Origin of the sequence: Kitasatospora sp. NPDC097691 (genome assembly GCF_040302665.1) — a bacterium.
Lineage (GTDB): Bacteria > Actinomycetota > Actinomycetes > Streptomycetales > Streptomycetaceae > Kitasatospora.
In genome coordinates, this window is the sequence record NZ_JBEORY010000023.1 from 69,301 (window position 1) to 88,522 (window position 19,222).

A 19,222-nucleotide genomic window follows, 5' to 3' on the forward strand; every position below is an offset into this window, starting at 1 on the left:
AGCCGAGAAATCACGGCTACTCCGGGGGACGACACAGTGTCAACTACCGCGCCCACTACCGCAGCTCCACAGGCTCCCGCCCGCAAGGGGAAGGCAGCCGCCCTCGGCTGGCTGATCAGCATCGGCTTCAACGTCGTCGCGCCGATCATGATCTACAACCAGCTGCACGACCACGGCTACAGCGAATCCACCGCCATCCTGCTCTCGGGTCTGGGGCCGGTGATCGACACCCTGATCTACCTCGTCTGGCACCGCCGGATCGACGAGTTCGCCGTGGTCTCCCTGGTCTTCGTCGCCCTGACCCTGGTCGTCGCGCTGATCGGCCCGCAGGACCCGAAGATGCTGCTGGCCAAGGACTCCTTCGTCTCCGGCCTGCTCGGCGTGCTCTACCTGGTCTCGCTCGCCGCACCAAAGCCGATCATGTTCTACTTCGGGCGCAAGTTCGCCACCGACGGCACGCCGGACATGGTCGCCTGGTGGAACTCCATGTGGCAGTACCCGGGCTTCCGCCGGGTCCAGCGCAACCTGACCATCGTGTGGGGCGTGGCCTTCGTCCTGGAGGCGGTGCTGCGGATCGTGCTGGTCTACACCCTGTCGCACGGCACCGTGGTGACGGTCAACAACATCCTTCCGTACGTGGTGCTCGGCGGGCTGGTCTACTTCACCATCGCCTACGCCAAGCGGGCCAGCGCCAAGGGCCGGGCCGCCGCGGAAGCGGCCGCAGCCGCGGCCGCCCAGGCCGGTCAGGCCGGTCAGCCCGCCGCCGCGTAGCGGGCCGGGGATTCACCCACGGCGGCGGTGAAGTCGCGGGTGAGGTGGGCCTGGTCGGCGTAGCCCAGTTCGGCGGCGAGTGCGGCCAGGTCCAACTCGCCGCCGGTACCGGCCCGTTCGGCCGCCTCGTGGAGCCGGGCCCGGCGCAGCACCCACTTCGGGGAGGCGCCGACGTACTCGGCGAACAGACGCTGGAGGCGCCGCACGCCGACACCGAACTCCTCCGCCAGGTCGTCCACCCGGCGCAGGTCCGGTGCACCGGTGATCCGGTCCACCATCGCCGCCACCTCGCCGGCGACCGGGTCCGGCGCGGGCAGCCGGGGCAGCAGGAAGGCGTCGGCGAGGGCCGCGTCCGGACTGTCGAGGATCCGGGCGTTGAACCGGTCCGCGTCGGCACCGAAGTACTCGGCGGCGGGGACGGACCGGTCGGCCAGCTCGCTCACCGGCCGGCCCGCGAACGGCCGGAAGGCACCCGGGCGGAACTTCACGCCCAGCACGTGCCCGGTGTTCTCGAGCCGGCGGACGAAGAGCGAACGGTCCACCCCGTACACCCGGGCCCGCGGGGCCTCGAAGACCAGGTGGACGTTGGGGTGGGCGAGCACCTTCTGCTCGTACGGGGGCAGGCCGTGCAGGTCCCAGCGCACCAGCCAGTAGAACTCGACGAACCGCGCCACCTCGGGGTGGGGCGTGAGCCGATCCACGCTGATCAGCTCGGCCGCCCGGGCCCGGTGCAGCACACCGCGGCCGAGATCGGGAGAGTCGGCGGAGTCCATGGCAGCCAGGCTAGCCGTCGCGTTTCTTCAAGACCCCGGAGCCTCACCCGGCGCAGGCTGGACGGCATGAACGCCCACCCGATGCACCCGTTCCTGGCCCGCGCCGCCTCCGCTGCGGCCGGCGTCGCCGCCGCAGTCCCGGCCGACCACCCGCTGGACGCGCCGACGCCCTGCGGGGACTTCGACTCCCGCGCGCTGATCAACCACTGGGTGCTCTACACCTCGCACGGCCTGGAGCACCGGGCCCGGCGGGTCGAACTGCCCGAGGAGCTGGTCTCTCGGGACTTCGCGGCCGACGCCGACTGGCGCTCCGCGTACGCGACGCAGCTGGAGCGCGCGGTCGCGGCCTGGGCCGAGCCGGCCGCCTGGGAGGGGGACGTCGACCTCGGCGGCTCGCCGATGCCCGCGCTGGGCATCGCCCGGATGCTGATCCTGGAGCTGCTGCTGCACGGCTGGGACGTCGCCCGGGCCGTCGGCCTGCGGATCGACGTGGACGACGAACTCGCCGAGCTGGTCGGGGAGATCGTCGCCGAGAACGCCGAGCTGTACCGGCAGTACGAGGGCTTCGCCGGGGCGGTCGCCCTGCCGGACGACGCCTCCGCCTGGGACCGCGCACTCGCCGCCTCCGGCCGCGACCCGCACTGGAAGGCCTAACAACCACCCAGCGCCGTACGGAGCTTGTCGCGCAGCAGCCGGACCGCCGGGGAGTGCTGGTCGGGCCGGGCGGCCAGGCCGAGCCGGGCGTACGTCGCGGCGTCGGCGAGCGGGACGGCCCGTAGGCCCGCGCCCTCCACGGAGGAGGCGCTGAGGACGGCGACCCCGGCGCCGCGCTCGGCGAGCCGGAGCACGGCGAGCGGGGAGCTGGCGTCGATGTCCACGCGCGGGTCGAGGCCGAGCCGGCGGCAGGAGTCCTCGTAGGCGGCCCGGAGACCGGTGCCCGGGGAGAGGCAGAGGACCTTCTCGCCCCGGAGGTCGGCGAGCTTCAACTCCTCGCGGTCGAGCGGGTGTCCGGCCGGGACGACGGCGACGATCCGCTCGTCCACGACGACGTCGACGTCCAGGCCCGGGTCTGCCTCACCGGCGAAGCCGATCAGGGCGAGGTCCAGGTCGCCGGAGCGGACCTGCGCCTGGAGCAGGTCGGAGTGGCCCTCGTGGAGGCTCAGTTCGATGCCGGGGTGGGTGCGGCCGAGGTCGGCGACGGTGTCCAGGAACGGCGGGATCGAGCAGCCCATGATCATGCCGAGGCGGACCCGGCCGCGCACCGCGTCGGCGAACTCGGCGGCGGTGTGCCGAATGGCGTCGAGCGTGGCGAGGGCGTTCCTGGCGAGCGGGAGAACAGCCTCCCCGACCGGGGTCAGAAGCACCTTCCGGCCGGACCGGTCGAGCAGCTGCTGGCCCAGCTCGCGTTCCAGCTTGGCCACCTGCGTACTGACCCCCGACTGGCTCACGTGCAGGCGCTGGGCGGCGGCGGTGAAGGTTCCCTCGTCGATCACGGCGGCGAGGTAGCGCAGCTGGTGCATCTCCATATCCGAGGATGATAGCCAGCATCCGATCCATCTGTTGGACGGATGGATCAGCGCGCGGAAGCATGGAGGCATGACGACGACGACGACTGCACGCGAGCTTGCCGAGGCCTACTTCACCGCCTGGGAGGCGGGCGACTTCGAGACCCTCCGTGGGCTGCTGGCCGACGACGTGGACTTCGTCGGGGCACTGGGAGCGGCGTCGGGCGTGGAGGAGGCGCTGGCCGGGCTGCAGGGGCTCGGGCGGGTGCTGGAGAAGATCGACGTGAAGGTCCGGGTCGCCGAGGGCGACGAGGTGATCACCTGGTTCGAGCTGAACACCAGCGTCGCGGAGCCGACCCCGACGGTGAACTGGATGCACGTGGAGGACGGGAAGATCGCCCGGATCCGGGTCACCTTCGACCCGCGCGGCCTGCTCGCCGGATTCGAGAAGAAGAGCTGAGCCCGGAGGGGCAGCCGGGAGCGCAGGGGGGCCGTGACCAACGGGGGTGGTCGCGGCCCTCCTCTGCGTGCTCCTACGCGTCCTCGTCCGGCGGGGTCGGGGTCGCACGGAGAGCGGTGACGACGCCCAGGGCGACCGTCGCGAAGGCGAGGGCGAGGAGGACGGCGAAGGCCGCCCCGATCAGGAATCGCACCAGGTCTCGCGGTCGACGTCGAGGAGGAGGGTGAGGAGGTTGAGGAGGGTGGAGGCGGGGGCGGTGCCGAAGCGGACGAGGACCCGGCCGTCGAGGGTCCTGTCGGTGCCGGCCGAGGGCCAGATCAGGCCGAACTTCTTGCCGCGCTCCTGGACTTCGGCGAGGAGGGTGCGGATGTGGTCGTCCGTGTAGTGCCGGATCCGCGGGTCGGTCGGCTTCATGGGGTGGCGGTTCACGCGGCACCGTCCAGCTCGAACCAGACGGACTTGCCGCGCTCCTGCGGGTCGACACCCCAGCGGTGGGTGAGGCCGGCGACCAACTGCAGGCCCCGGCCGGACTCGGCGAGGAGATTGGGGGCCTGCAGGTTCGGAACGATCGGGCTCTCGTCCGTGATGGAGACGCGGAGGGTCCGGTCGACGGAGATGATCTGGACGATCGGCGCGGGGGTGTCGCCGTGCCGCCAGGCGTTGACCAGGAGTTCGACGAGGGCGAGCTGCGCGTCGAAGATGCTGGAGGGGGACCAGCCGACGCGGGTCATGGTGTCGAGGAGGGACTGACGGGCGATGGCGATCGAGGGCGTGTTGAGGTGACGCATGGGACTTCTCCCGAGGCGTGAGTGAGGGAAGAACCGGCGGAACACATGTCGCCGTGAGCCAGGCCAGGTGGAAGGACATGGCTGCTCTGCGGTGCTTGCTAGCAGGCGTTACTGACGATCCGTCGGATCGAGGTGATGTCGACCATAGCGCACGCGGGCTCAAATTTGAGCCGACCCTGGAAGGGTTCCCCCAAACGGGGCACACCCGTGCTCTCGGCCTGCGGCAGACTTGTGACTATGGCCCTACGACCGAACCCGACACTCCGCCAGCGGCGGATCGGGACCGAGCTGCGACGGATGCGGGAGCATGCCGGCCTGGGCGGCAGTCAGCTGGCGCGCGAACTCGGCATCCAGCCCGCGCAGATCACGCAGATGGAGAGCGGAAAGGGCGGGATCAGCGTCGAGCGGCTCCGGACCATCGCAGCCGTCTGCATGTGTGACAACCACGCTCTGATCGACGCACTGGCCGACATGGTCACCGAACGAGACAAGAGCACCTGGTGGGAGCAGTATCGAGGAACGGTCTCCACGGACCTGCTCGACATCGCAGAGCTCGAAGGCAGCGCGAAGAAGCTGACCAGCTACACGATCACATTCGTTCACGGGCTGCTACAGACAAAGGCCTATGCCGCATCCGTCTTCGCGCGTGCCATTCCGCCACTCCCGGACCACGAAGTCGATGTACGCACGGAGTTCCGGATGAGGCGACAACACATCGTTCAGCCGGACACGACGCCCATCTGCGCCTTCATCCATGAGGCCGCGCTACGGATGCAGTTCAGCGGACCAAAGGTCCTCGCCGAACAGCTCGACGCTCTGATCGAGCACTCCGAGAACCCGCGGATCTCCATCCGGGCGGTACCGTTCGATGTCGAATCGCTACCTGGTCCGAGCGAGAACTTCACCTACGCGGCGGGCGCCGTGACCGAACTGGACACTCTCCAGATCGATACCAGCCACAGCAGCATGATCTTCGACTCGCCCGCACAGCTCGCGAGCTATCGCGAGATTCTCAGGCGGATGGCAAAGGTTGCCCTCTCCGAGCAGGAGTCTCGCGACTACATCCGCAGAATCAAGAAGGAGATCGAGGGTAAGCATGGATAGCTCGACGTGGCAGAAGTCCAGCTATTCCGGCTCAAGCAACGCGTGCGTCGAGGTCCGCAAGGTCGACGGAGTGGTCGAACTCCGTGAGTCCGACGAGGGCCACATCATCCTCCGCACCACCTCCGCCGCCCTCGCCGCACTGCTCCACAGCGCCAAGGCCGGCGAACTCGACCACCACGCCTAACGCGCGTGCCATCTGCACCCAAGCCCCCGGAGGGATCATGCCTAACGTCCAGTGGCAGAAGTCCAGCTACAGCGCCTCAGGAAACGAGTGCGTCGAGATCCGGACCGTCGAGGGTCTGATCGAACTCCGCGAGTCCGACGAGGGCCGCACCATCCTCCGCACCACCCCCGCCGCCCTCGCCGCACTCCTCCACAGCGCCAAGACCGGCGAACTCGACCACCACGCCTGACCCGCCTTGGAGTGGGAAGTCGGCCACGCCGACTTCCCACTCCCACCCCTCCCTACCGTTCACTCGCCGAAGCGGAACCGGCTCGCCGACCCACTGGAGGTGGGCCGGCGATCTCGCGGTAGGACCTGTTTGCCCAATGAGAGGCCGAAGATGACCGACTCCGACTGGCAGAAGTCCTCGTTCAGCGGCAACGTCGAGAACTGTGTGGAGGTCCGTTCAGCGGACGGGGCAGTCGAACTCCGCGAGTCCGACGAAGGCCACATCATCCTCCGCACCACCCCCGCCGCCCTCGCCGCACTCCTCCACAGCGCCAAGGCCGGCGAACTCGACCACCACGCCTGAACCCCAGCGGCCCCTCACCCGCGCGAGGGGCCGCAACACCCGCCTCACATCCCGGAAGGCACCTGAGCCCAGAACTCCCCGTAGGGCGTCGCGTGGTGCCAGGCGACGTCACGGGCCTGGCAGGCTCGCAGGACTTCCAGTGGCTCGGTGACCAGCTCCATGCCCACGGTGCGCTCCCCTTCGAAATGGAAGCGCGCGACCGTACGGGAGTCGAAGAGCCAGAAGTCCGACAGCCCCGTCAGCCCAGCCGCCTCGGCGTCCGACCGCCACATGCACCGGATGTCCTCACCGGCAGCCACGTTGGTCCGGGCACACGCCAGGAGATACCGCTGCCCCTCGGTCGGCGGGTTGTCCACCAGGCGCACCCGCTCGAACCTCTTGCCCTTGTCGACCATGCGGCGCACGTTCTCGAACCACGGGTGCCCGACCTCGCCAGGGGTGTCCCCCGTGCGCAAGAACTCCGCATAGGAGGGCATCTGCTTGTCGGAGAGGTACCCGGTCCTCGTCTCCAACCGCCAGGCGGTGTGCTCGAACCCGTCGTTGATGAACTCGGTGATCCTCTGCTGGGGAACGAACTCCGGCACTGGCGTGGCTCCTTCGGCACGATCCTCACGACCGGTTCGCGAGGGCTGCAACCCAGCCATCATCAAACTAGGTCCGTGACCGGTCGACTACAGCAAGTCCCAGTCTTGCGCGAATATTCGAGAATCACCGCTTCCTGCCTGACAGTTCCAGGGCATTCTGATCCCGCCTGACCGACTTGGAGGGAGCGGAAATGAGCCGACGACTGCGATACATCGGAAGCAACTCGGGCCTCAACGGGTGCCCGACGTTGTACGAGGACGTGCGAACCGGAGAGGTGCTCGTGCAGGGTGACGTGGTCACCGATCCCGCAGAGCTCGCCCAGCTGCGCAACGTCAAACCCAGCGAGGGCGCTGTGGCCGTGCCGCGCGTTCTGCTCGCCGACTTCGCTCCGCGCGACGTCAACCGAAAGCGCGTACTGATCGACTACGAGCAGTTCGACGACATGTTCGTGAGCTTCCAGCACACGGCGTTCCGGCTGGAGACCCGTCGACAGTACCGCTCCGACGAACAGAGCGAGACGTACCAGCGGTTCGCCGCCGGCTTGGGATTTGACTGGGACCTCGACCACCCCTGGTGCATCTCGCGCCGTGAACAGTCGGCCCTGGGAAAGCGGTTCGAGCGGGTGCGGATCGTGGACAACCCGCCCACCATGGGGCAGCGGTACCTGCTCCACAATGCCGAACGGAACAACCTCGTCGGCGAGGACGTCCGCTACCTCTGGCGTGCTGACGCCGACCGGCTGGACCTCCCGGCGGAGGACGCCTGGCTGTTCGACTCCCGCGTCATCGCTCTGCTGCACTTCAACACCGAGGACGAGATCACGGAGATCGAACTGATCACCGATCCGGTGCAGGTGGCCCGTGCCTGCCAGGTCCGGGACGCCGCCTGGCACCACGCAGTCCCGAGCCGTGAATTCGCCGCTGGGGTACCGTCCGAAGCGTGACCACCGACTTCCAGCACGCCAGGATCGCCCTCGGTCAGCGGCTCCGCGAGCTGCGGGCCGAGGGCGGTCTCACAGGTCGGCAGCTGGCCGATCTCCTGTGCTGGACGCAGTCCAAGGTCAGCAAGCTGGAGACCGGCCGGCAAACGGCCACCCACGACGACCTCAAAGCTTGGGCCGAGGCTGTCGGACAACCCCGCACGGCAGCCGAACTGTCAGCCCGACTGCGGTCCTTCGAGTCAGGGACCCGGTCGTGGCGACGGCAGTTGGCCGCCGGACACAAACCGGTGCAGGACACCCTGACTGCCGAGCACGACCGTTCGCACTTCCTGCGCGCCTGGGAAGGCGCCATGATTGTCGGGATGCTCCAGACCGCCGACTACGCCCGGCACATCTTCAGCGCGTACGTCGATCTCCACCGGTCCCCACGTGACATAGACGATGCTGTACGAGCCCGCATTCAGCGCCAGGAGAGCCTGTACCGGTCCGGCAAGCAGTACCACATCCTCATGTGGGAATCCGCCCTTCGCGCCCTGGTCTGCCCTCCGCCCGTGATGGCCGCGCAGCTCGACCGTCTCGCTGGCGTCATCGGCCTGGACACCGTCTCACTCGGCATCGTCCCGTTCGAAGCCTCGCTCAAGTTGCCCGCTGCCAACGGCTTCTGGATCCACGACGAGCGGCTCGTCATCGTCGAGGACTGGCACGCCGAGCTCTGGCTCGACCAGCCAGAGAACGTGTCCCTCTACCTGCGCGTCTGGGAGACCCTGGCCGCTTCCGCCGTCTACGGTGCGGACGCCCACAGGGTGATCACCCGCTGTCGCAGGGCGCTCGGAGACCTCTGAAGAATCTCCGCGAACCCCGCCGGCCCGTGCCCGGAATATTCGGGAATCGCGCGCCGTCCCGCCCGCTCCGCCGCCCTACCGTCTTCCTCAACGGCGGCATCCAGCGCCGCCGTTGAAAGGGGAATCACATGCCCGTGTTCGACAACGGCAAGCACGGAGGCGGCTCCGGCTCCGGCAAGGGCGGCGGTCAGCAGGACGACAGCAGCAGCGGCAACAAGCACGGTGGCGGCGGCAGTGACGAGGGTGGCAACTCCTCGGACGGCAGCGGCCCGGCGTCGGGTGACTGACGCGTGATCGAGCAGCATGAAGCGGAGGCCGGCCGGGCCCGGCTGGCCTCCGCGCTGACCGCGAACGGGGCCCTCACCTCGGACTGGCTGTCCTCCTACGACGCCGTCCCCCGCCACTGGTTCGTCCCGGCCCTCGTCTGGCCCGGCCGGGGCGACGGTGTCCGCCAGGGGGACGCCGTGAACAGGCACGCCGATCCGGCCGCCTGGTGGCACGCCGTCTACTCCGACGTCCCGCTCACCACGCAGTGGGACGACGGCGACCACACCGGGGAGGGCCGGGGCATCACGCCCACGTCCTCCAACTCGATGCCGACCATGGTGTTCTCGATGCTCGCCGCCCTGGACGTCGAGCCCGGCGACCGGGTGCTGGAGATCGGTACCGGCACGGGCTGGAACGCCGCGCTCCTCTCCCACCGCATCGGGTCCGGCCGCGTCGTGACGGTCGAGGTGGACGAGGACAACGCCGCCGAGGCGCAGCTCCGACTCAAGCGCGCCGGCTGCTCGCCGACGCTCGTGGTCGGTGACGGAGCCGTGGGCCACCCGCCCGGCGCGCCGTACGACCGGGTGATCGCCACGTGCTCGGTCAGCCGCATCCCGCCCGCCTGGGTCGAGCAGACCCGCCCCGGCGGGCTGATCGTCGCCCCGTGGGGGCCCGAGTACGGCGGGGAGGCCGTCGTCCGGCTGACCGTCGGCGACGACGGCACCGCGAGCGGCCGGTTCGTCGGATCATCCGCCTTCATGCGGCTCCGCCGGCAGCGCGCCACCCGCCCCGGCAGCCTGGAGTACCTGTCCGGGCCGTGGCCGGCGGACGGCACCACGTCGTCGACGTCCCTCTCCCCGGAGGCCGTCGGCGGCTGGCCGGCCATGTTCGCCATCGGGGTGCAGGTGCCCGGGGCCTTCCCGCTCATCGAGCGCTACGCGGACGGCAGCTACACGCTCTGGCTGCACGACACGGCCGTCACGTCCTGGGCCACCGTCGACTGGGAGCCCGGCCGCACCGCGTACGAGGTCGTCCAGTCCGGCCCCCGCGGCCTCTGGGACGAGGTGCGGTCCGCCTGGCACTGGTGGGACGACCGGGGCCGCCCCGGCTTCGAGCGCTTCGGCCTCACCGTCACGCCCGACGGCGGCCGGACGGTGTGGCTGGACTCCCCGGACAACCCGGTGCCCTCCCGGAACTGACAACGCCAAACCGGGAGTGGGAAGTCGGCCCCACCGACTTCCCACTCCCCACCACTCGCCCCGACCTCACTCGCCGAAGCGGATCGGCTCGCCCGTCCGGTGCAGGTGGGCGAAGACCTCGCGGTACGAACGGAGCAGGCCCGTCTCGCAGTAAGGGATCCCCTCCTCCGCGCAGAACCCCTTGGTGATCCGGGCGGCCCGCCCGAGCGCGGGGGTCGGCATGCTGGGGAACAGGTGGTGCTCCACCTGGTAGTTGAGGCCGCCCATCACCGCGTCGATGACCGCGCCGCCGCGCACGTTGCGCGAGGTGAGCACCTGGCGGCGCAGGAAGTCCAGCTTCATCTCCGGCGTCACCATCAGCATGCCCTTGTGGTTCGGCGCGAAGACGCAGCCCAGGTACACCCCGAGCAGCGCCTGGTGCACGGCCAGGAACGCGATCGCCTTCCCGGTCGGCAGCGCCGCGAACACCAGGCCGAAGTAGGCGACGAAGTGCACCACCAGCAGCACGCCCTCCAGCACCGGCCGCTTCATCGTGGGGCTGCGCAGCGCGCGGAAGCTGTTGAAGCTGAGGTTGAGGCCCTCCAGCAGGAGCAGCGGGAGGAACAGGTACGCCTGCCGGCGGCCGATGAACCGGGCGATCCCGCTCGCCTGCCGGGCCTGCCGCTTGGACCACACCAGGAGGTCGGGCGCGACGTCCGGGTCCCGCTCCTCGTGGTTCGGGTTGGCGTGGTGGCGGGTGTGCTTGTTCATCCACCAGCCGTAGCTCATGCCCATCAGCAGGTTGGCGGCGATCCGGCCGCCGATCTCGCTCGGCAGCCGGTGGCTGAACACCTGGCGGTGCGCGAGGTCGTGCGACAGCAGGGCGACCTGGGCGAAGACGACGGACATGGCCGCCGCCAGGCCCAGTTGCCACCAGGTGTCGCCCAGGGCGAACAGCGCGTACCAGCCGCCGAGGAACGCGGCGAGCACCGTGCCCACGCGTGCGGCGTAGTAGCCGGGGCGCCGGTCGAGCAGTCCCTCGGCGGCCATCCGGCGGCTCAGTCGGGCGAAGTCGCTGCCGGCGCTGCGCTCCGCCTGCGGGGCGGGGGCGGCCGTCGTCACGGTCTGTGTGGGCATGCCCCGAGTCTGGTTCGGCGGGGGGCCGCGAAGAACGGGGGAAGCACCCGTCCCGTACGGGTGTTAACCCCCGCCCGGCGAGGGGGGACACCCCTCGCGCGCCGACCGTCTACGATGGCCGCCGACACCCATCAGGCCGACACAACGGGGGATTTGATGACGGGTCACTGGCAGGAGATCGGGACGCCGGGCGGCATCGAGGCCTACGTCCACCACCCGGAGGGCCAGGTCCGCGGCGCGGTCGTGGTCTGCTCCGAGCTGTACGGGGTCAACGCCTACGTCCGCGGGATCTGTGCCGAGCTGGCCGCCCTCGGGTACGTCGCGCTGGCACCGGACTTCTACTGGCGCGACGCCCGCCGCACCGAGCTCGGCTACAGCGCCGAGGAGCGCGAGGCCGGTCTCGTCCTGATGCGCGCCCTGGAGCGCGACCAGCTGGTGGCCGACGCCGCCGACGCGCTGGCCGCGGCGCGCGGCCTGGCGGACGGCCACGGGGTGGCGTTCCTGGGCACGAGCATGGGCGGCCACATCGCCGTCCGCGCCGCCACCGAGCTGCGCTTCGAGCTGGCCGCCGTGTTCTACCCGGGGTGGATGCTCAACTCCGGTTTCCCGCTGGTCGGTCCGGTCCCGCCGATGGAGACCGCCGACCGCATCGCCGCCAACGGCGTGTTCCTGCTGGGCTTCAACGGCGACCGGGACCACATCCTGCCGCTCGCGGAGTGGCGGGCGGTCGAGGAGAAGCTCACCGAGGCCGGGGTCGTCCACGAGCTGGTCACCTACCCGGGCGCCGGCCACGGCTTCGCCGCCGACCGCGCCGACCAGCACGACGCCGCGGCCACCGAGGACGCCTGGCAGCGCATCCACCGCGCCCTGGCCAAGCACCTGTAGGCCGTCCGGGCCGGCGGGCCCCCTCGTACGGACGAGCGCGAGGGGGCCGCGGGGCGCCGCCACCGGGCGCCCTACACGGACGCCCGCAGCTCGCTCTGCGCACCGGGCGAGCGCAGGATGTCCAGCAGTCGGCCGTTGTTGCCGATGCCGGCGAAGAGCAGATCCGCTTCGCTCCTCACAGCCTGTCTCAGCATCGCCTGGAACACTCCGGCGAAAGGCTGGTCCTGGATCACGCTCAGCGCGCGGGACATCTCGTCGGGGAGCCCTCGGTCCCTGGCGGTCCACCACTGCTCAAGGGCGAGGGACATCACGTCCCGTGCGTGTCGACGGGCGTCGGGGCGCTTGTCGGCATTGAGGCCGCAGGTGCTGACGGTGTACTCGCCCCGGGGGCTCAGACCGCAGTACTCGCCCGTGTCCAGGACCAGGTGGAGGTGGACGAACGGGTCCTCGACCGTCGGGTTGACGAGCATGGGAGTTCCCGTGTCGTCGACCGCGTGCGTCCCCTTTTTGAACCTGCTGTTGCACGCGCTGCAGGCGAGGAGGTAGTTCAGCCATGAGAAGGCCTGCAGCGGATCGTGGTTCATCGGCACATAGTGGTCTATGTGGTCCGCGAGGTTCTGGCCGCAGTACATGCAACAGTCGTGCCCCGGCGCCATCTCCTTGAGCCTGCCGAGTGCCGGCGTGTACGCATCCCGCCGGAAGGTCTGTCGCTTCCATGCCCGATGGGCTGTCCTCACACGCTCGGTGGAGTCGGTGACCACCGTGATCTCCCTGGTCAGCGCGTCGAGCCGCAGCTCGACCGGACCGGGCAGGTCTAATCGGCGAACCGGGATCAATGGGCACCGCCGCCGGACTCGCCGAGCAGCCTCGCGGAGATTTCGTCGACACGCGTCACCGGAGAGCTCGCGAGATGCAGTTTGAGGTCCCGGAGAAGGCTCAGTTCCTCCTCCGTCGCCCGGCCGGTGACGAGCTTCCGCTCCAGTTCCACCAGACTCTTCCGGATGTCCTGGGCCTTGGCGGAGTACGGGGTGTCCAGTCCGAAGAGGTCCGAGATGACCGCGTCGTCACCGGTGCCGTACACCACCCGCCGGTACAGGTCGGGTTCGACGATGCTCGGTGGACTCATCTCGCCGGGCCCGGGCAGCCTGATGAGTCCGTTCTCGTCGGCCGCCTGGCAGACGTAGGGGCTGTGGGTCGTGACGATGAACTGCACCTGGGGGAAGTGCGCCTTCAGCCAGGCTCCGATGCGCTGTTGCCACGACACGTGCAGGTGCGCGTCCACCTCGTCGATCAGCACCACCCCGGGGTGCCGGAGGGTGGGGGTGTCGTTCTCGTAGACGACCCGGTGAAGGTCCGGATAGGGGTATGCGGCGAACATGCGCCGGATGATGTCGAGCACCAGCGCGACGACCGTCCGGTAGCCGTCACTCATCTGCCGGAGCGGGGTGGACCTTCCGGTCTCCTCGTTGGTGATCCAGAGCCCCTGGAGGTCGACCCGGGAGACCTTGTAGTGATCCGGCAGGAGCCCGTCCTGGAGCAGCGCGAAAATCGACTCCAGGAGGTCCGATGATCCGCTCCCCTTCTCGCCGCCCTGCAGGTCCTCAAGCCGTTGCATGTGCAGGCGGATGAGCCAGCTGACCGCTTCGGAAAGCGAGTCGCGCTCATTGAACAGGGTCCGGACGGCGGACAGCTTGTTCGCGTAGGCGGGGATTCTGCGGGAACTGACCTCCTTGGCGCGCTCGGAGAACCGGTCGTCCTCCTCGCTGCCCCCGGTCAGACGCCGAAAGGGGCCGTATCCGGCAACGAACCATCCGGGATATCCCACACCCGACCAGAGGACTTCTTCCAGCGAGTCGGGGGCCTTGAAGGACACGCGTGCGAACGACCGGCGCTCCTCGAACTCGGACTCGAAGCGCTCGCTGATCTCGATCGGGAGCCGATCCCTGATCCCACGGGGGAGGATGCGCTCCCCGCCCCGGTTCTTCGCGGCCCCGATTCTCCAGATCATCTCGACCGCGCCGACCGCGTCGTCCGGATATCCGGCATCCCACAGCGCGTCGTTCGACACGTCGAGCCGGATGCTTCCCTGCTTCCGGTTCTCGGAAAGCCATCCCTCCAGCGAATCCTCCACCTGGGACGCCAACCGCTGCCCGATGAGGCCGATCGCGATCGCCCGGAGAATCGTCGTCTTGCCCGACCCGTTGCGCCCGGCCAGGACGGTCCAGCCCGCGTAGCTTCCGTCGGGTCGCGAGAAGTCGAGTTCGAATTTCCGTCGACCGTCGAACCCTCGGATGCCGCTCATGGCCAGCTTATTTACGTACATTCACGACTCCCTTCTCGCGGTCGTACGCGAGTGTATAGAGGTCCGCTGACGGCTCGGCAGTCCGCCGTACGCACCTGACCCGATCGCGCCTCACGGCGTTCGGAACAGCTCGTCCAGGTGGTACGTGAGGATCGCCAGCGCCTCCTCGCCGCTGCGCTGGCCGCCCAGGACGCTCGACCCGAGGCCGTTGACCATCGCCAGCAGCCCGGCCGCCGTCACCCCGGTGTCCCGGCCCGGGTCGATCTCGCCGGCCTCCTGCGCGGCGCGGAGCTGCTGGGCGAGGAAGCCCTCCAGCAGCTCGGGCTGCCGGGCGCCGTGCCGCTCCATCGCCTCCGGGTCGCCGAGCACCAGCGTGTAGTACGCCGTGTAGGTGCGGGTGATCCGGCGGCTCTCCGGGTCGGTCGGCAGGATGCAGGACAGGATCGCCGTCACCACCTCGCGCGGAGCGCGCGCCTCGCCGATCCACCGCTCCATCCGGGCCTGGAGCTGGGCGCCGAGCCGGGCGAAGGCGTCGAGCAGCAGGCGCTCCTTGGTCGTGAAGTAGTACTGCACGAGCCGCAGTGAGACGCCGGCCTCCGCCGCGACCGCCCGCATGCTGGCCGACTGAAGGCCGTCGGTGTCGGCGATGCGCAGCAGGGCCTCGGCGATCTGCCGCCGACGCTCTTCGTGGTCGACCTTCGCGGTCATGTTCCGACCTCCGTGGCGGGGCCCGACGGTCGGGGCCCTTCTTCTGGTACACCCGTATCATGCATGTGATACACATGTATCATGCGAATCAGCGAGTTCAGCAACGGCAAGGCCGAAGCCCGCTTCCGCACCGCCTACGAGCGCGCGCTGACCCGGCTGTGGCCGGGCCCGCGGACGTCGCTCGACGTCCCCACCGGCTTCGGCACCACCCGCGTGCACCGCACCGGCCCAACGGAGGGGCAGCCGGTCGTCCTGCTGCCCGGCTCGGGCGGCAACGCGCTGATGTGGCACGGCTACCTCGACGACCTCGCCCGCCGGCACCCCGTCATCGCCGTGGACACCGTCGGCGAACCCGGCGCCAGCGTGCAGAGCGCCCCCATCCGGAACGGACGCGACGCCGCCGCATGGCTGGAGGACCTCCTCACCGGGCTCGACCTGCCGGCCGTCCACCTGGTCGGCTGCTCCTACGGCGGCTGGATCGCCCTCAACCACCGGATCCACCACCCCGGCCGCGCCGCCACCCTCACCCTGGTCGACCCGGCGGGCCTGGCCGACCCCGGCCGCCGCTTCTACACCTGGCTCATCGCCGGCGGCCTCGCCGCGCTGGCCCCGCGCCCGCTCCGGCCCCGGCTGTCGAAGCTGGTCGGCAACAGCGCGATCCTGGAAACCGAGCTGATGGCCCTGATGCGCGCCTCGATGGGATTCCGCCGCCGACTGCCGCTCGCCACCACCCTCACCGACGAGGAACTCGGCCGCCTCCACGGCCCGGCGCTCTTCCTGCTCGGTGAGCGCAGCGCCCTGCACGACGCCCGGGAGGCCGCCGCCCGGCTGCACCGCCTCGTCCCGGGCGCCCGAGTCACCCTGGTTCCGGGTGCCGGCCACGCCCTGCCGACCGACGACCCGGCGGCCGTCCTCGACGGCATCCTCGGTACGGCCGCCGGGCAGGCCGGTTGACCTCGGCGTCAACGCGGGCCGGTCAGCCGGTCGTTCAGGTGAACCTGCCGCGCAGCGACCGGGGGCACCGGCCCCCACGGGAAGCCTCGTGCGTGACGGCCGCTCGCCCGGAGCGGCCGCACCGCACCACGGAGACCTCCCCATGCGTCCGTCCCCACGCACCGCCGCGCTCGTCGGCGCCGCCCTGTCCGTCGCCGCCCTGGTCGGCCCGGCTCCCACCGCCGCCGCGAGCACCGCTCCGCAGCCCCCGGCGGGCCGGTACCTGAACCTGCACCAGTGCGTCTACCACGGCCCGTTCCTGCCGACCAGCTTCGACCTCCTGACCACCCTGGTCCCGAGCAAGGACGGACGGTTCAGAGCCGGGACGGACGTCTCCGACACCCCCGTTCCCGCCGCCGTCTGCGGTCCGGGCGACGGGAACTACCAGCCCAGCGTCTACACCGCCGCCGAAGGCTACGACCTGACGGCCGGGCGCTACCTCAACCTGCACCAGTGCGTCTTCTGGAGCGACTACGACCAGGACCACCTCACCACGGTGGTCGGGACCACGGACGCCAAGTTCGTCGCCGGCACCAACGTCTCCGACTCCCGTGACAGCGCCGTCAGTTGCGGCGGCGGAGGCACCGACCTCCCCATCCCCCTGCTGTCGAGCGCCACGCCCCTGGACCTGACCGCCGGGCGGTACCTCAACCTGCACCAGTGCATGTACTACTACGACGGCTACCACGACCACTTCACGACCTTCGCCCCGAGCGGGGACGGGCGGTTCAAGGCCGGCACGAACATCTCCGACACCCCCGACACCACGCCGTCCTGCGGCGCCGGGGACGGCCGGTTCCAGCTCATCCCGGTGCTCTCGGGCGTCAAGGCGCTCCCGCTGCGCTGAGGCCGCCGGACCGGCTCGCTACGCCGCCGCCCCCGGCCCGCCGAGGGCGGCGCGGACCAGGCGGGTGACCGCCGGCACGGCCGCGGTCAGATCGTCCCCCGGCTCCGCCGCCGCCTCCGCCGCCAGGGCGTCGTAGGTCTCGAACGCGGTCAGGACGAACAGCAGGCCCGCCGCGTCCGGCGGGGCGGCGGGCAGGCGGCCGGACAGGACCGCGGCGCCCTCGCGGCGCCGGGCGTCGCGGTCGGCGATGACCCGGCCGACTTCGTCGTCGAGGGCGGCGAGGGCGCGCAGCCGGCGGGTGCAGACCCGGTCGAACGCCCAGAAGCCGCCCATCACCTCGACGAAGCGGTCCACCGCCGCCCACGGGTCGGCCAGGGTGAACGCCTCGGCCAGCCGGGCCATGCCGCCCTGCTCGGCGAGGGCGTCGCAGACCGCCTCCAGCAGGCCCGTCTTGGAGCCGAACTGGTAGTAGACGGTGGCCCGGGCGACGTCCGCGCGGCGGGCGACCGCGTCCAGCGAGAGCCCGCCGGTCTCCGCGAGGTGCACCCGGGCGGCCGCGACGATCCGGGCCCGGGTCTCGTCGACCTCCGCCTGCCGCTGTCCCATCCGGTAGGACCGGGGGCTCATCCCGCTCGCCTCCACTCGTTCCGCGTGCACCGTCCGCGTGAACCGGCGGTTCCGCGTGAACTGGCAGTATCGCGTGAACCGGCGGGCCGCCGACCGGTCACCCGCGCCGGGCCGCCCCGGCACTCACAGGATGACCCGGCCGCCGCTGACGTCCAGGGTCTGGCCGGTGATCCAGGACGAGGCGTCGGAGGCCAGGAAGAGCGTGGCGGCGGCGAGGTCCTCCGGCTCGCCGAGGCGGCCCAGCGGGTGCGCGGCGGCGACCGTGGCCTGGACCTCCAGCGGCATCTGTGCCGCGGTCCGCTCGGTGCGGACGGCCCCGGGCGCGATCGCGTTGACCCGCACGCCCTCGCCGGCGACCTCCAGCGCCAGGTGGCGGGTGAACATCAGCACCCCCGCCTTGGCCGCGGCGTACGCGGCGGAGGCCCCGCTGGGCAGCCGGCCCGCCGTCGAGGCCATGGTGACGATCGAACCGCCGCGACGGGCCGAGAAGCCGGGCAGGAAGGCCCGGACGGTGAGGAAGGTGGCGGTGAGGTTGCCGTCCACGACGGCCCGCCAGTGTTCCTCGGTCTCGCGGACGGTCGGTACGGGGTAGCCGTCGCCGCCGGCGAACGCGGCCAGGACGTCGACCGGGCCGAGCTCCCGCTCGATCCGGGCGGCGGCGGAGTCGAGCGCCGCCGGGTCGGTGCAGTCGGCGACCAGTGCGAGCGTCCGGGCGCCGTTCGCGCGCAGTTCCTCCGCCACCTTCGCCAGCGCCGCCTCGTCCCGGCCGAGGACGGCCACGGCCGACCCCTGGCGGGCGAAGGCCCGGGCGGTCTCCGCGCCGATGCCGCGGCTGCCGCCGGTGATCACGACGACCCGGCCGGCCAGGTCGGGGTACCGCGCCTGTCGAACTCCCATGTCCCATCGCTCCTTCGGGCTTGCTCTCGGGCTTGCTCTCACGGTGTGCTGTGGTTCACTGGATTCATTCATACAGTCCGTCTGAATGAATCGCAAGGGCGAACCGCCCCGGCCGCACCGGCCGGCGGAGAGCCCGGAGATCACAAGGAGGAACCGATGAGGATCGCAGTCGTGGGCGCCACCGGACGCACCGGCCGCCTGGTGGTCGACCTCGCCCTGGCGGCGGGACACGAGGTCACCGCCGTCGCGCGCACCCCCGCCCGGCTACCGGACTTCGCACACGGCACCCCGCGCACCGCGGCCGCCGACGTCCACGAACCCGCGTCATTGCTGGAACCGCTGGACGGCCAGGACGTCGTCGTCGCCGCGCTCGGCACCACCGGCCGCCGGGCCACCACCGTCTTCTCCGACGGCGCCCGGGCCCTGACCGCCGCCGTCCGGGCCGGCGGCGCCGAGCACCTGGTGACCATGGGCTCGGCCGGTCTGGACACCAGCCGGCTCCCCCTCGCCCAACGGGTGGTGACCAGGCTCGTGGTCGACCGGCTGTACCGGGAGATCCACCACGACCTGGCCCGGATGGAGGAGGTGCTCGCCGAGTCGGACGTCGACTGGACGGTCGTCCGCGTGCCGATGCTCAAGGACGGGCCGCCCTCCGCCCACCCCCTGGTCTCCTACGACCGGCCGCTCCCCCGCGCCGGCACCGCCGCCCGCGCCACCGTCGCCCGCTGGATCACCGACCACCTCGGCGACCCGGACACCTTCCGCCGGCTCGTCCACCTCGCCGACGGGTGACCGACGCCGACGGCTGACCGACGCCGACGGGTGACCGACGCCGACGGCTGACCGCCTCCGGCTGCG

Annotated in this window: 26 protein-coding genes; 15 read left to right on the forward strand and 11 right to left on the reverse strand. The window is 70.9% G+C overall.

Translation table 11 applies throughout. The features are described 5' to 3' along the window. The first annotated feature begins 36 nt into the window (after positions 1-36). Positions 37-771 carry a VC0807 family protein gene (locus tag ABTY56_RS18500; protein ID WP_350629913.1) on the forward strand — a complete coding sequence of 245 codons (735 nt, stop codon included), beginning with the start codon at positions 37-39 and terminating at the stop codon, positions 769-771. Here ABTY56_RS18500 and ABTY56_RS18505 read toward each other — a convergent pair. Beyond that, the gene (locus tag ABTY56_RS18505) at positions 753-1,544 is read right to left on the reverse strand and encodes a DUF6597 domain-containing transcriptional factor (RefSeq protein WP_350629916.1); all 792 of its coding nucleotides are present in this window, start codon (positions 1,542-1,544) and stop codon (positions 753-755) included. The two genes, ABTY56_RS18500 and ABTY56_RS18505, sit on opposite strands and share 19 nt — an antisense overlap. A gap of 66 nt (positions 1,545-1,610) precedes the next feature. Between ABTY56_RS18505 and ABTY56_RS18510 the strand changes: the two genes are divergently transcribed. Beyond that, a complete protein-coding gene (locus ABTY56_RS18510; protein WP_350629918.1) occupies positions 1,611-2,198 on the forward strand; it encodes a TIGR03086 family metal-binding protein in 588 nt (195 codons plus the stop codon). Here ABTY56_RS18510 and ABTY56_RS18515 read toward each other — a convergent pair. Further along, positions 2,195-3,070, reverse strand: coding sequence for a LysR family transcriptional regulator (locus ABTY56_RS18515; protein WP_350629920.1), 876 nt, complete (start codon positions 3,068-3,070; stop codon positions 2,195-2,197). The genes ABTY56_RS18510 and ABTY56_RS18515 overlap by 4 nt on opposite strands. 70 nt (positions 3,071-3,140) lie before the next feature. Between ABTY56_RS18515 and ABTY56_RS18520 the strand changes: the two genes are divergently transcribed. Continuing rightward, on the forward strand, positions 3,141-3,509 hold the full coding sequence (locus ABTY56_RS18520; RefSeq protein ID WP_350629922.1) for a nuclear transport factor 2 family protein: 369 nt from the start codon (positions 3,141-3,143) through the stop codon (positions 3,507-3,509). A gap of 180 nt (positions 3,510-3,689) precedes the next feature. On the opposite strand, the gene ABTY56_RS18525 is transcribed toward ABTY56_RS18520, so the two are convergent. Both ABTY56_RS18525 and ABTY56_RS18530 read right to left on the reverse strand, forming a co-directional pair. Further along, entirely contained in the window at positions 3,690-3,938 is a 249-nt protein-coding gene (locus ABTY56_RS18525) for a hypothetical protein (RefSeq protein WP_350629924.1), read from the reverse strand. Then, a complete protein-coding gene (locus ABTY56_RS18530; RefSeq protein WP_350629926.1) occupies positions 3,935-4,297 on the reverse strand; it encodes an ATP-binding protein in 363 nt (120 codons plus the stop codon). Before ABTY56_RS18530 ends, ABTY56_RS18525 begins: the two co-directional genes overlap by 4 nt. 237 nt (positions 4,298-4,534) lie before the next feature. Between ABTY56_RS18530 and ABTY56_RS18535 the strand changes: the two genes are divergently transcribed. The 4 genes from ABTY56_RS18535 (at position 4,535) to ABTY56_RS18550 (ending at position 6,156) form a co-directional block, all read left to right on the forward strand. Further along, entirely contained in the window at positions 4,535-5,401 is an 867-nt protein-coding gene (locus ABTY56_RS18535) for a helix-turn-helix domain-containing protein (protein ID WP_350629928.1), read from the forward strand. Beyond that, on the forward strand, positions 5,394-5,585 hold the full coding sequence (locus ABTY56_RS18540; protein WP_350629930.1) for a DUF397 domain-containing protein: 192 nt from the start codon (positions 5,394-5,396) through the stop codon (positions 5,583-5,585). The genes ABTY56_RS18535 and ABTY56_RS18540 overlap by 8 nt, the downstream gene beginning before the upstream one ends. A 37-nt stretch (positions 5,586-5,622) precedes the next feature. Next, a complete protein-coding gene (locus ABTY56_RS18545; protein WP_350629932.1) occupies positions 5,623-5,814 on the forward strand; it encodes a DUF397 domain-containing protein in 192 nt (63 codons plus the stop codon). 150 nt (positions 5,815-5,964) lie between these two features. After that, positions 5,965-6,156, forward strand: a complete 192-nt coding sequence (locus ABTY56_RS18550; RefSeq protein WP_350629934.1) for a DUF397 domain-containing protein — start codon at positions 5,965-5,967, stop codon at positions 6,154-6,156. A 44-nt stretch (positions 6,157-6,200) separates the two neighbouring features. On the opposite strand, the gene ABTY56_RS18555 is transcribed toward ABTY56_RS18550, so the two are convergent. Continuing rightward, entirely contained in the window at positions 6,201-6,740 is a 540-nt protein-coding gene (locus ABTY56_RS18555; RefSeq protein ID WP_350629936.1) for a DUF6879 family protein, read from the reverse strand. A gap of 191 nt (positions 6,741-6,931) precedes the next feature. Here ABTY56_RS18555 and ABTY56_RS18560 point away from each other — a divergent pair, with 191 nt between their 5' ends. From ABTY56_RS18560 to ABTY56_RS18575, 4 genes are all read left to right on the forward strand, one after another. Further along, positions 6,932-7,684 carry a DUF6879 family protein gene (locus ABTY56_RS18560; protein WP_350629938.1) on the forward strand — a complete coding sequence of 251 codons (753 nt, stop codon included), beginning with the start codon at positions 6,932-6,934 and terminating at the stop codon, positions 7,682-7,684. Further along, on the forward strand, positions 7,681-8,523 hold the full coding sequence (locus tag ABTY56_RS18565) for a helix-turn-helix domain-containing protein (RefSeq protein ID WP_350629940.1): 843 nt from the start codon (positions 7,681-7,683) through the stop codon (positions 8,521-8,523). The genes ABTY56_RS18560 and ABTY56_RS18565 overlap by 4 nt, the downstream gene beginning before the upstream one ends. Positions 8,524-8,651: 128 nt before the next feature. Then, complete coding sequence (locus ABTY56_RS18570; RefSeq protein WP_350629942.1) at positions 8,652-8,810, forward strand: hypothetical protein; 159 nt, start codon at positions 8,652-8,654, stop codon at positions 8,808-8,810. Between the two features lie 3 nt (positions 8,811-8,813). Then, complete coding sequence (locus tag ABTY56_RS18575) at positions 8,814-9,989, forward strand: methyltransferase domain-containing protein (RefSeq protein ID WP_350629944.1); 1,176 nt, start codon at positions 8,814-8,816, stop codon at positions 9,987-9,989. A 66-nt stretch (positions 9,990-10,055) separates the two neighbouring features. Here ABTY56_RS18575 and ABTY56_RS18580 read toward each other — a convergent pair whose 3' ends face one another. Next, positions 10,056-11,105 carry a fatty acid desaturase family protein gene (locus tag ABTY56_RS18580; protein WP_350629946.1) on the reverse strand — a complete coding sequence of 350 codons (1,050 nt, stop codon included), beginning with the start codon at positions 11,103-11,105 and terminating at the stop codon, positions 10,056-10,058. 156 nt (positions 11,106-11,261) lie between these two features. On the opposite strand from ABTY56_RS18580, the gene ABTY56_RS18585 reads away from it, so the two are divergent. After that, complete coding sequence (locus tag ABTY56_RS18585; RefSeq protein ID WP_350629948.1) at positions 11,262-11,990, forward strand: dienelactone hydrolase family protein; 729 nt, start codon at positions 11,262-11,264, stop codon at positions 11,988-11,990. A gap of 71 nt (positions 11,991-12,061) precedes the next feature. Here ABTY56_RS18585 and ABTY56_RS18590 read toward each other — a convergent pair whose 3' ends face one another. The 3 genes from ABTY56_RS18590 to ABTY56_RS18600 all read right to left on the reverse strand — a co-directional run bounded on the left by ABTY56_RS18590 (position 12,062) and on the right by ABTY56_RS18600 (position 15,000). Next, positions 12,062-12,751, reverse strand: coding sequence for an HNH endonuclease (locus ABTY56_RS18590; RefSeq protein WP_350629950.1), 690 nt, complete (start codon positions 12,749-12,751; stop codon positions 12,062-12,064). A gap of 71 nt (positions 12,752-12,822) precedes the next feature. Next, entirely contained in the window at positions 12,823-14,313 is a 1,491-nt protein-coding gene (locus tag ABTY56_RS18595) for an AAA family ATPase (protein ID WP_350629952.1), read from the reverse strand. A gap of 90 nt (positions 14,314-14,403) precedes the next feature. Then, positions 14,404-15,000 carry a TetR/AcrR family transcriptional regulator gene (locus ABTY56_RS18600; RefSeq protein ID WP_350629954.1) on the reverse strand — a complete coding sequence of 199 codons (597 nt, stop codon included), beginning with the start codon at positions 14,998-15,000 and terminating at the stop codon, positions 14,404-14,406. A gap of 81 nt (positions 15,001-15,081) precedes the next feature. On the opposite strand from ABTY56_RS18600, the gene ABTY56_RS18605 reads away from it, so the two are divergent. Both ABTY56_RS18605 and ABTY56_RS18610 read left to right on the forward strand, forming a co-directional pair. Continuing rightward, entirely contained in the window at positions 15,082-15,954 is an 873-nt protein-coding gene (locus ABTY56_RS18605; RefSeq protein ID WP_350629956.1) for an alpha/beta fold hydrolase, read from the forward strand. A gap of 142 nt (positions 15,955-16,096) precedes the next feature. Continuing rightward, the gene (locus tag ABTY56_RS18610) at positions 16,097-16,840 is read left to right on the forward strand and encodes a hypothetical protein (RefSeq protein WP_350629958.1); all 744 of its coding nucleotides are present in this window, start codon (positions 16,097-16,099) and stop codon (positions 16,838-16,840) included. 18 nt (positions 16,841-16,858) lie between these two features. On the opposite strand, the gene ABTY56_RS18615 is transcribed toward ABTY56_RS18610, so the two are convergent. Beyond that, a complete protein-coding gene (locus ABTY56_RS18615) occupies positions 16,859-17,467 on the reverse strand; it encodes a TetR/AcrR family transcriptional regulator (RefSeq protein WP_350629960.1) in 609 nt (202 codons plus the stop codon). Positions 17,468-17,590: 123 nt separating this feature from the next. After that, the gene (locus tag ABTY56_RS18620; RefSeq protein WP_350629962.1) at positions 17,591-18,364 is read right to left on the reverse strand and encodes an SDR family NAD(P)-dependent oxidoreductase; all 774 of its coding nucleotides are present in this window, start codon (positions 18,362-18,364) and stop codon (positions 17,591-17,593) included. A gap of 156 nt (positions 18,365-18,520) precedes the next feature. Here ABTY56_RS18620 and ABTY56_RS18625 point away from each other — a divergent pair, with 156 nt between their 5' ends. Then, on the forward strand, positions 18,521-19,156 hold the full coding sequence (locus ABTY56_RS18625; protein WP_350629964.1) for an NAD(P)-dependent oxidoreductase: 636 nt from the start codon (positions 18,521-18,523) through the stop codon (positions 19,154-19,156). The last annotated feature ends 66 nt before the right edge of the window (positions 19,157-19,222 follow it).

Excerpts from the sequence above, each read along its gene's own strand:
- ABTY56_RS18505 (WP_350629916.1), bottom strand. The coding sequence starts at position 1,544 with ATGGACTCCGCCGACTCTCCCGATCTCGGCCGCGGTGTGCTGCACCGG.
- ABTY56_RS18510 (WP_350629918.1), top strand. The coding sequence starts at position 1,611 with ATGAACGCCCACCCGATGCACCCGTTCCTGGCCCGCGCCGCCTCCGCT.
- ABTY56_RS18515 (WP_350629920.1), bottom strand. The coding sequence starts at position 3,070 with ATGGAGATGCACCAGCTGCGCTACCTCGCCGCCGTGATCGACGAGGGA.
- ABTY56_RS18520 (WP_350629922.1), top strand. The coding sequence starts at position 3,141 with ATGACGACGACGACGACTGCACGCGAGCTTGCCGAGGCCTACTTCACC.
- ABTY56_RS18530 (WP_350629926.1), bottom strand. The coding sequence starts at position 4,297 with ATGCGTCACCTCAACACGCCCTCGATCGCCATCGCCCGTCAGTCCCTC.
- ABTY56_RS18535 (WP_350629928.1), top strand. The coding sequence starts at position 4,535 with ATGGCCCTACGACCGAACCCGACACTCCGCCAGCGGCGGATCGGGACC.
- ABTY56_RS18540 (WP_350629930.1), top strand. The coding sequence starts at position 5,394 with ATGGATAGCTCGACGTGGCAGAAGTCCAGCTATTCCGGCTCAAGCAAC.
- ABTY56_RS18545 (WP_350629932.1), top strand. The coding sequence starts at position 5,623 with ATGCCTAACGTCCAGTGGCAGAAGTCCAGCTACAGCGCCTCAGGAAAC.
- ABTY56_RS18550 (WP_350629934.1), top strand. The coding sequence starts at position 5,965 with ATGACCGACTCCGACTGGCAGAAGTCCTCGTTCAGCGGCAACGTCGAG.
- ABTY56_RS18560 (WP_350629938.1), top strand. The coding sequence starts at position 6,932 with ATGAGCCGACGACTGCGATACATCGGAAGCAACTCGGGCCTCAACGGG.
- ABTY56_RS18570 (WP_350629942.1), top strand. The coding sequence starts at position 8,652 with ATGCCCGTGTTCGACAACGGCAAGCACGGAGGCGGCTCCGGCTCCGGC.
- ABTY56_RS18580 (WP_350629946.1), bottom strand. The coding sequence starts at position 11,105 with ATGCCCACACAGACCGTGACGACGGCCGCCCCCGCCCCGCAGGCGGAG.
- ABTY56_RS18585 (WP_350629948.1), top strand. The coding sequence starts at position 11,262 with ATGACGGGTCACTGGCAGGAGATCGGGACGCCGGGCGGCATCGAGGCC.
- ABTY56_RS18595 (WP_350629952.1), bottom strand. The coding sequence starts at position 14,313 with ATGTACGTAAATAAGCTGGCCATGAGCGGCATCCGAGGGTTCGACGGT.
- ABTY56_RS18600 (WP_350629954.1), bottom strand. The coding sequence starts at position 15,000 with ATGACCGCGAAGGTCGACCACGAAGAGCGTCGGCGGCAGATCGCCGAG.
- ABTY56_RS18605 (WP_350629956.1), top strand. The coding sequence starts at position 15,082 with ATGCGAATCAGCGAGTTCAGCAACGGCAAGGCCGAAGCCCGCTTCCGC.
- ABTY56_RS18610 (WP_350629958.1), top strand. The coding sequence starts at position 16,097 with ATGCGTCCGTCCCCACGCACCGCCGCGCTCGTCGGCGCCGCCCTGTCC.
- ABTY56_RS18615 (WP_350629960.1), bottom strand. The coding sequence starts at position 17,467 with ATGAGCCCCCGGTCCTACCGGATGGGACAGCGGCAGGCGGAGGTCGAC.
- ABTY56_RS18620 (WP_350629962.1), bottom strand. The coding sequence starts at position 18,364 with ATGGGAGTTCGACAGGCGCGGTACCCCGACCTGGCCGGCCGGGTCGTC.
- ABTY56_RS18625 (WP_350629964.1), top strand. The coding sequence starts at position 18,521 with ATGAGGATCGCAGTCGTGGGCGCCACCGGACGCACCGGCCGCCTGGTG.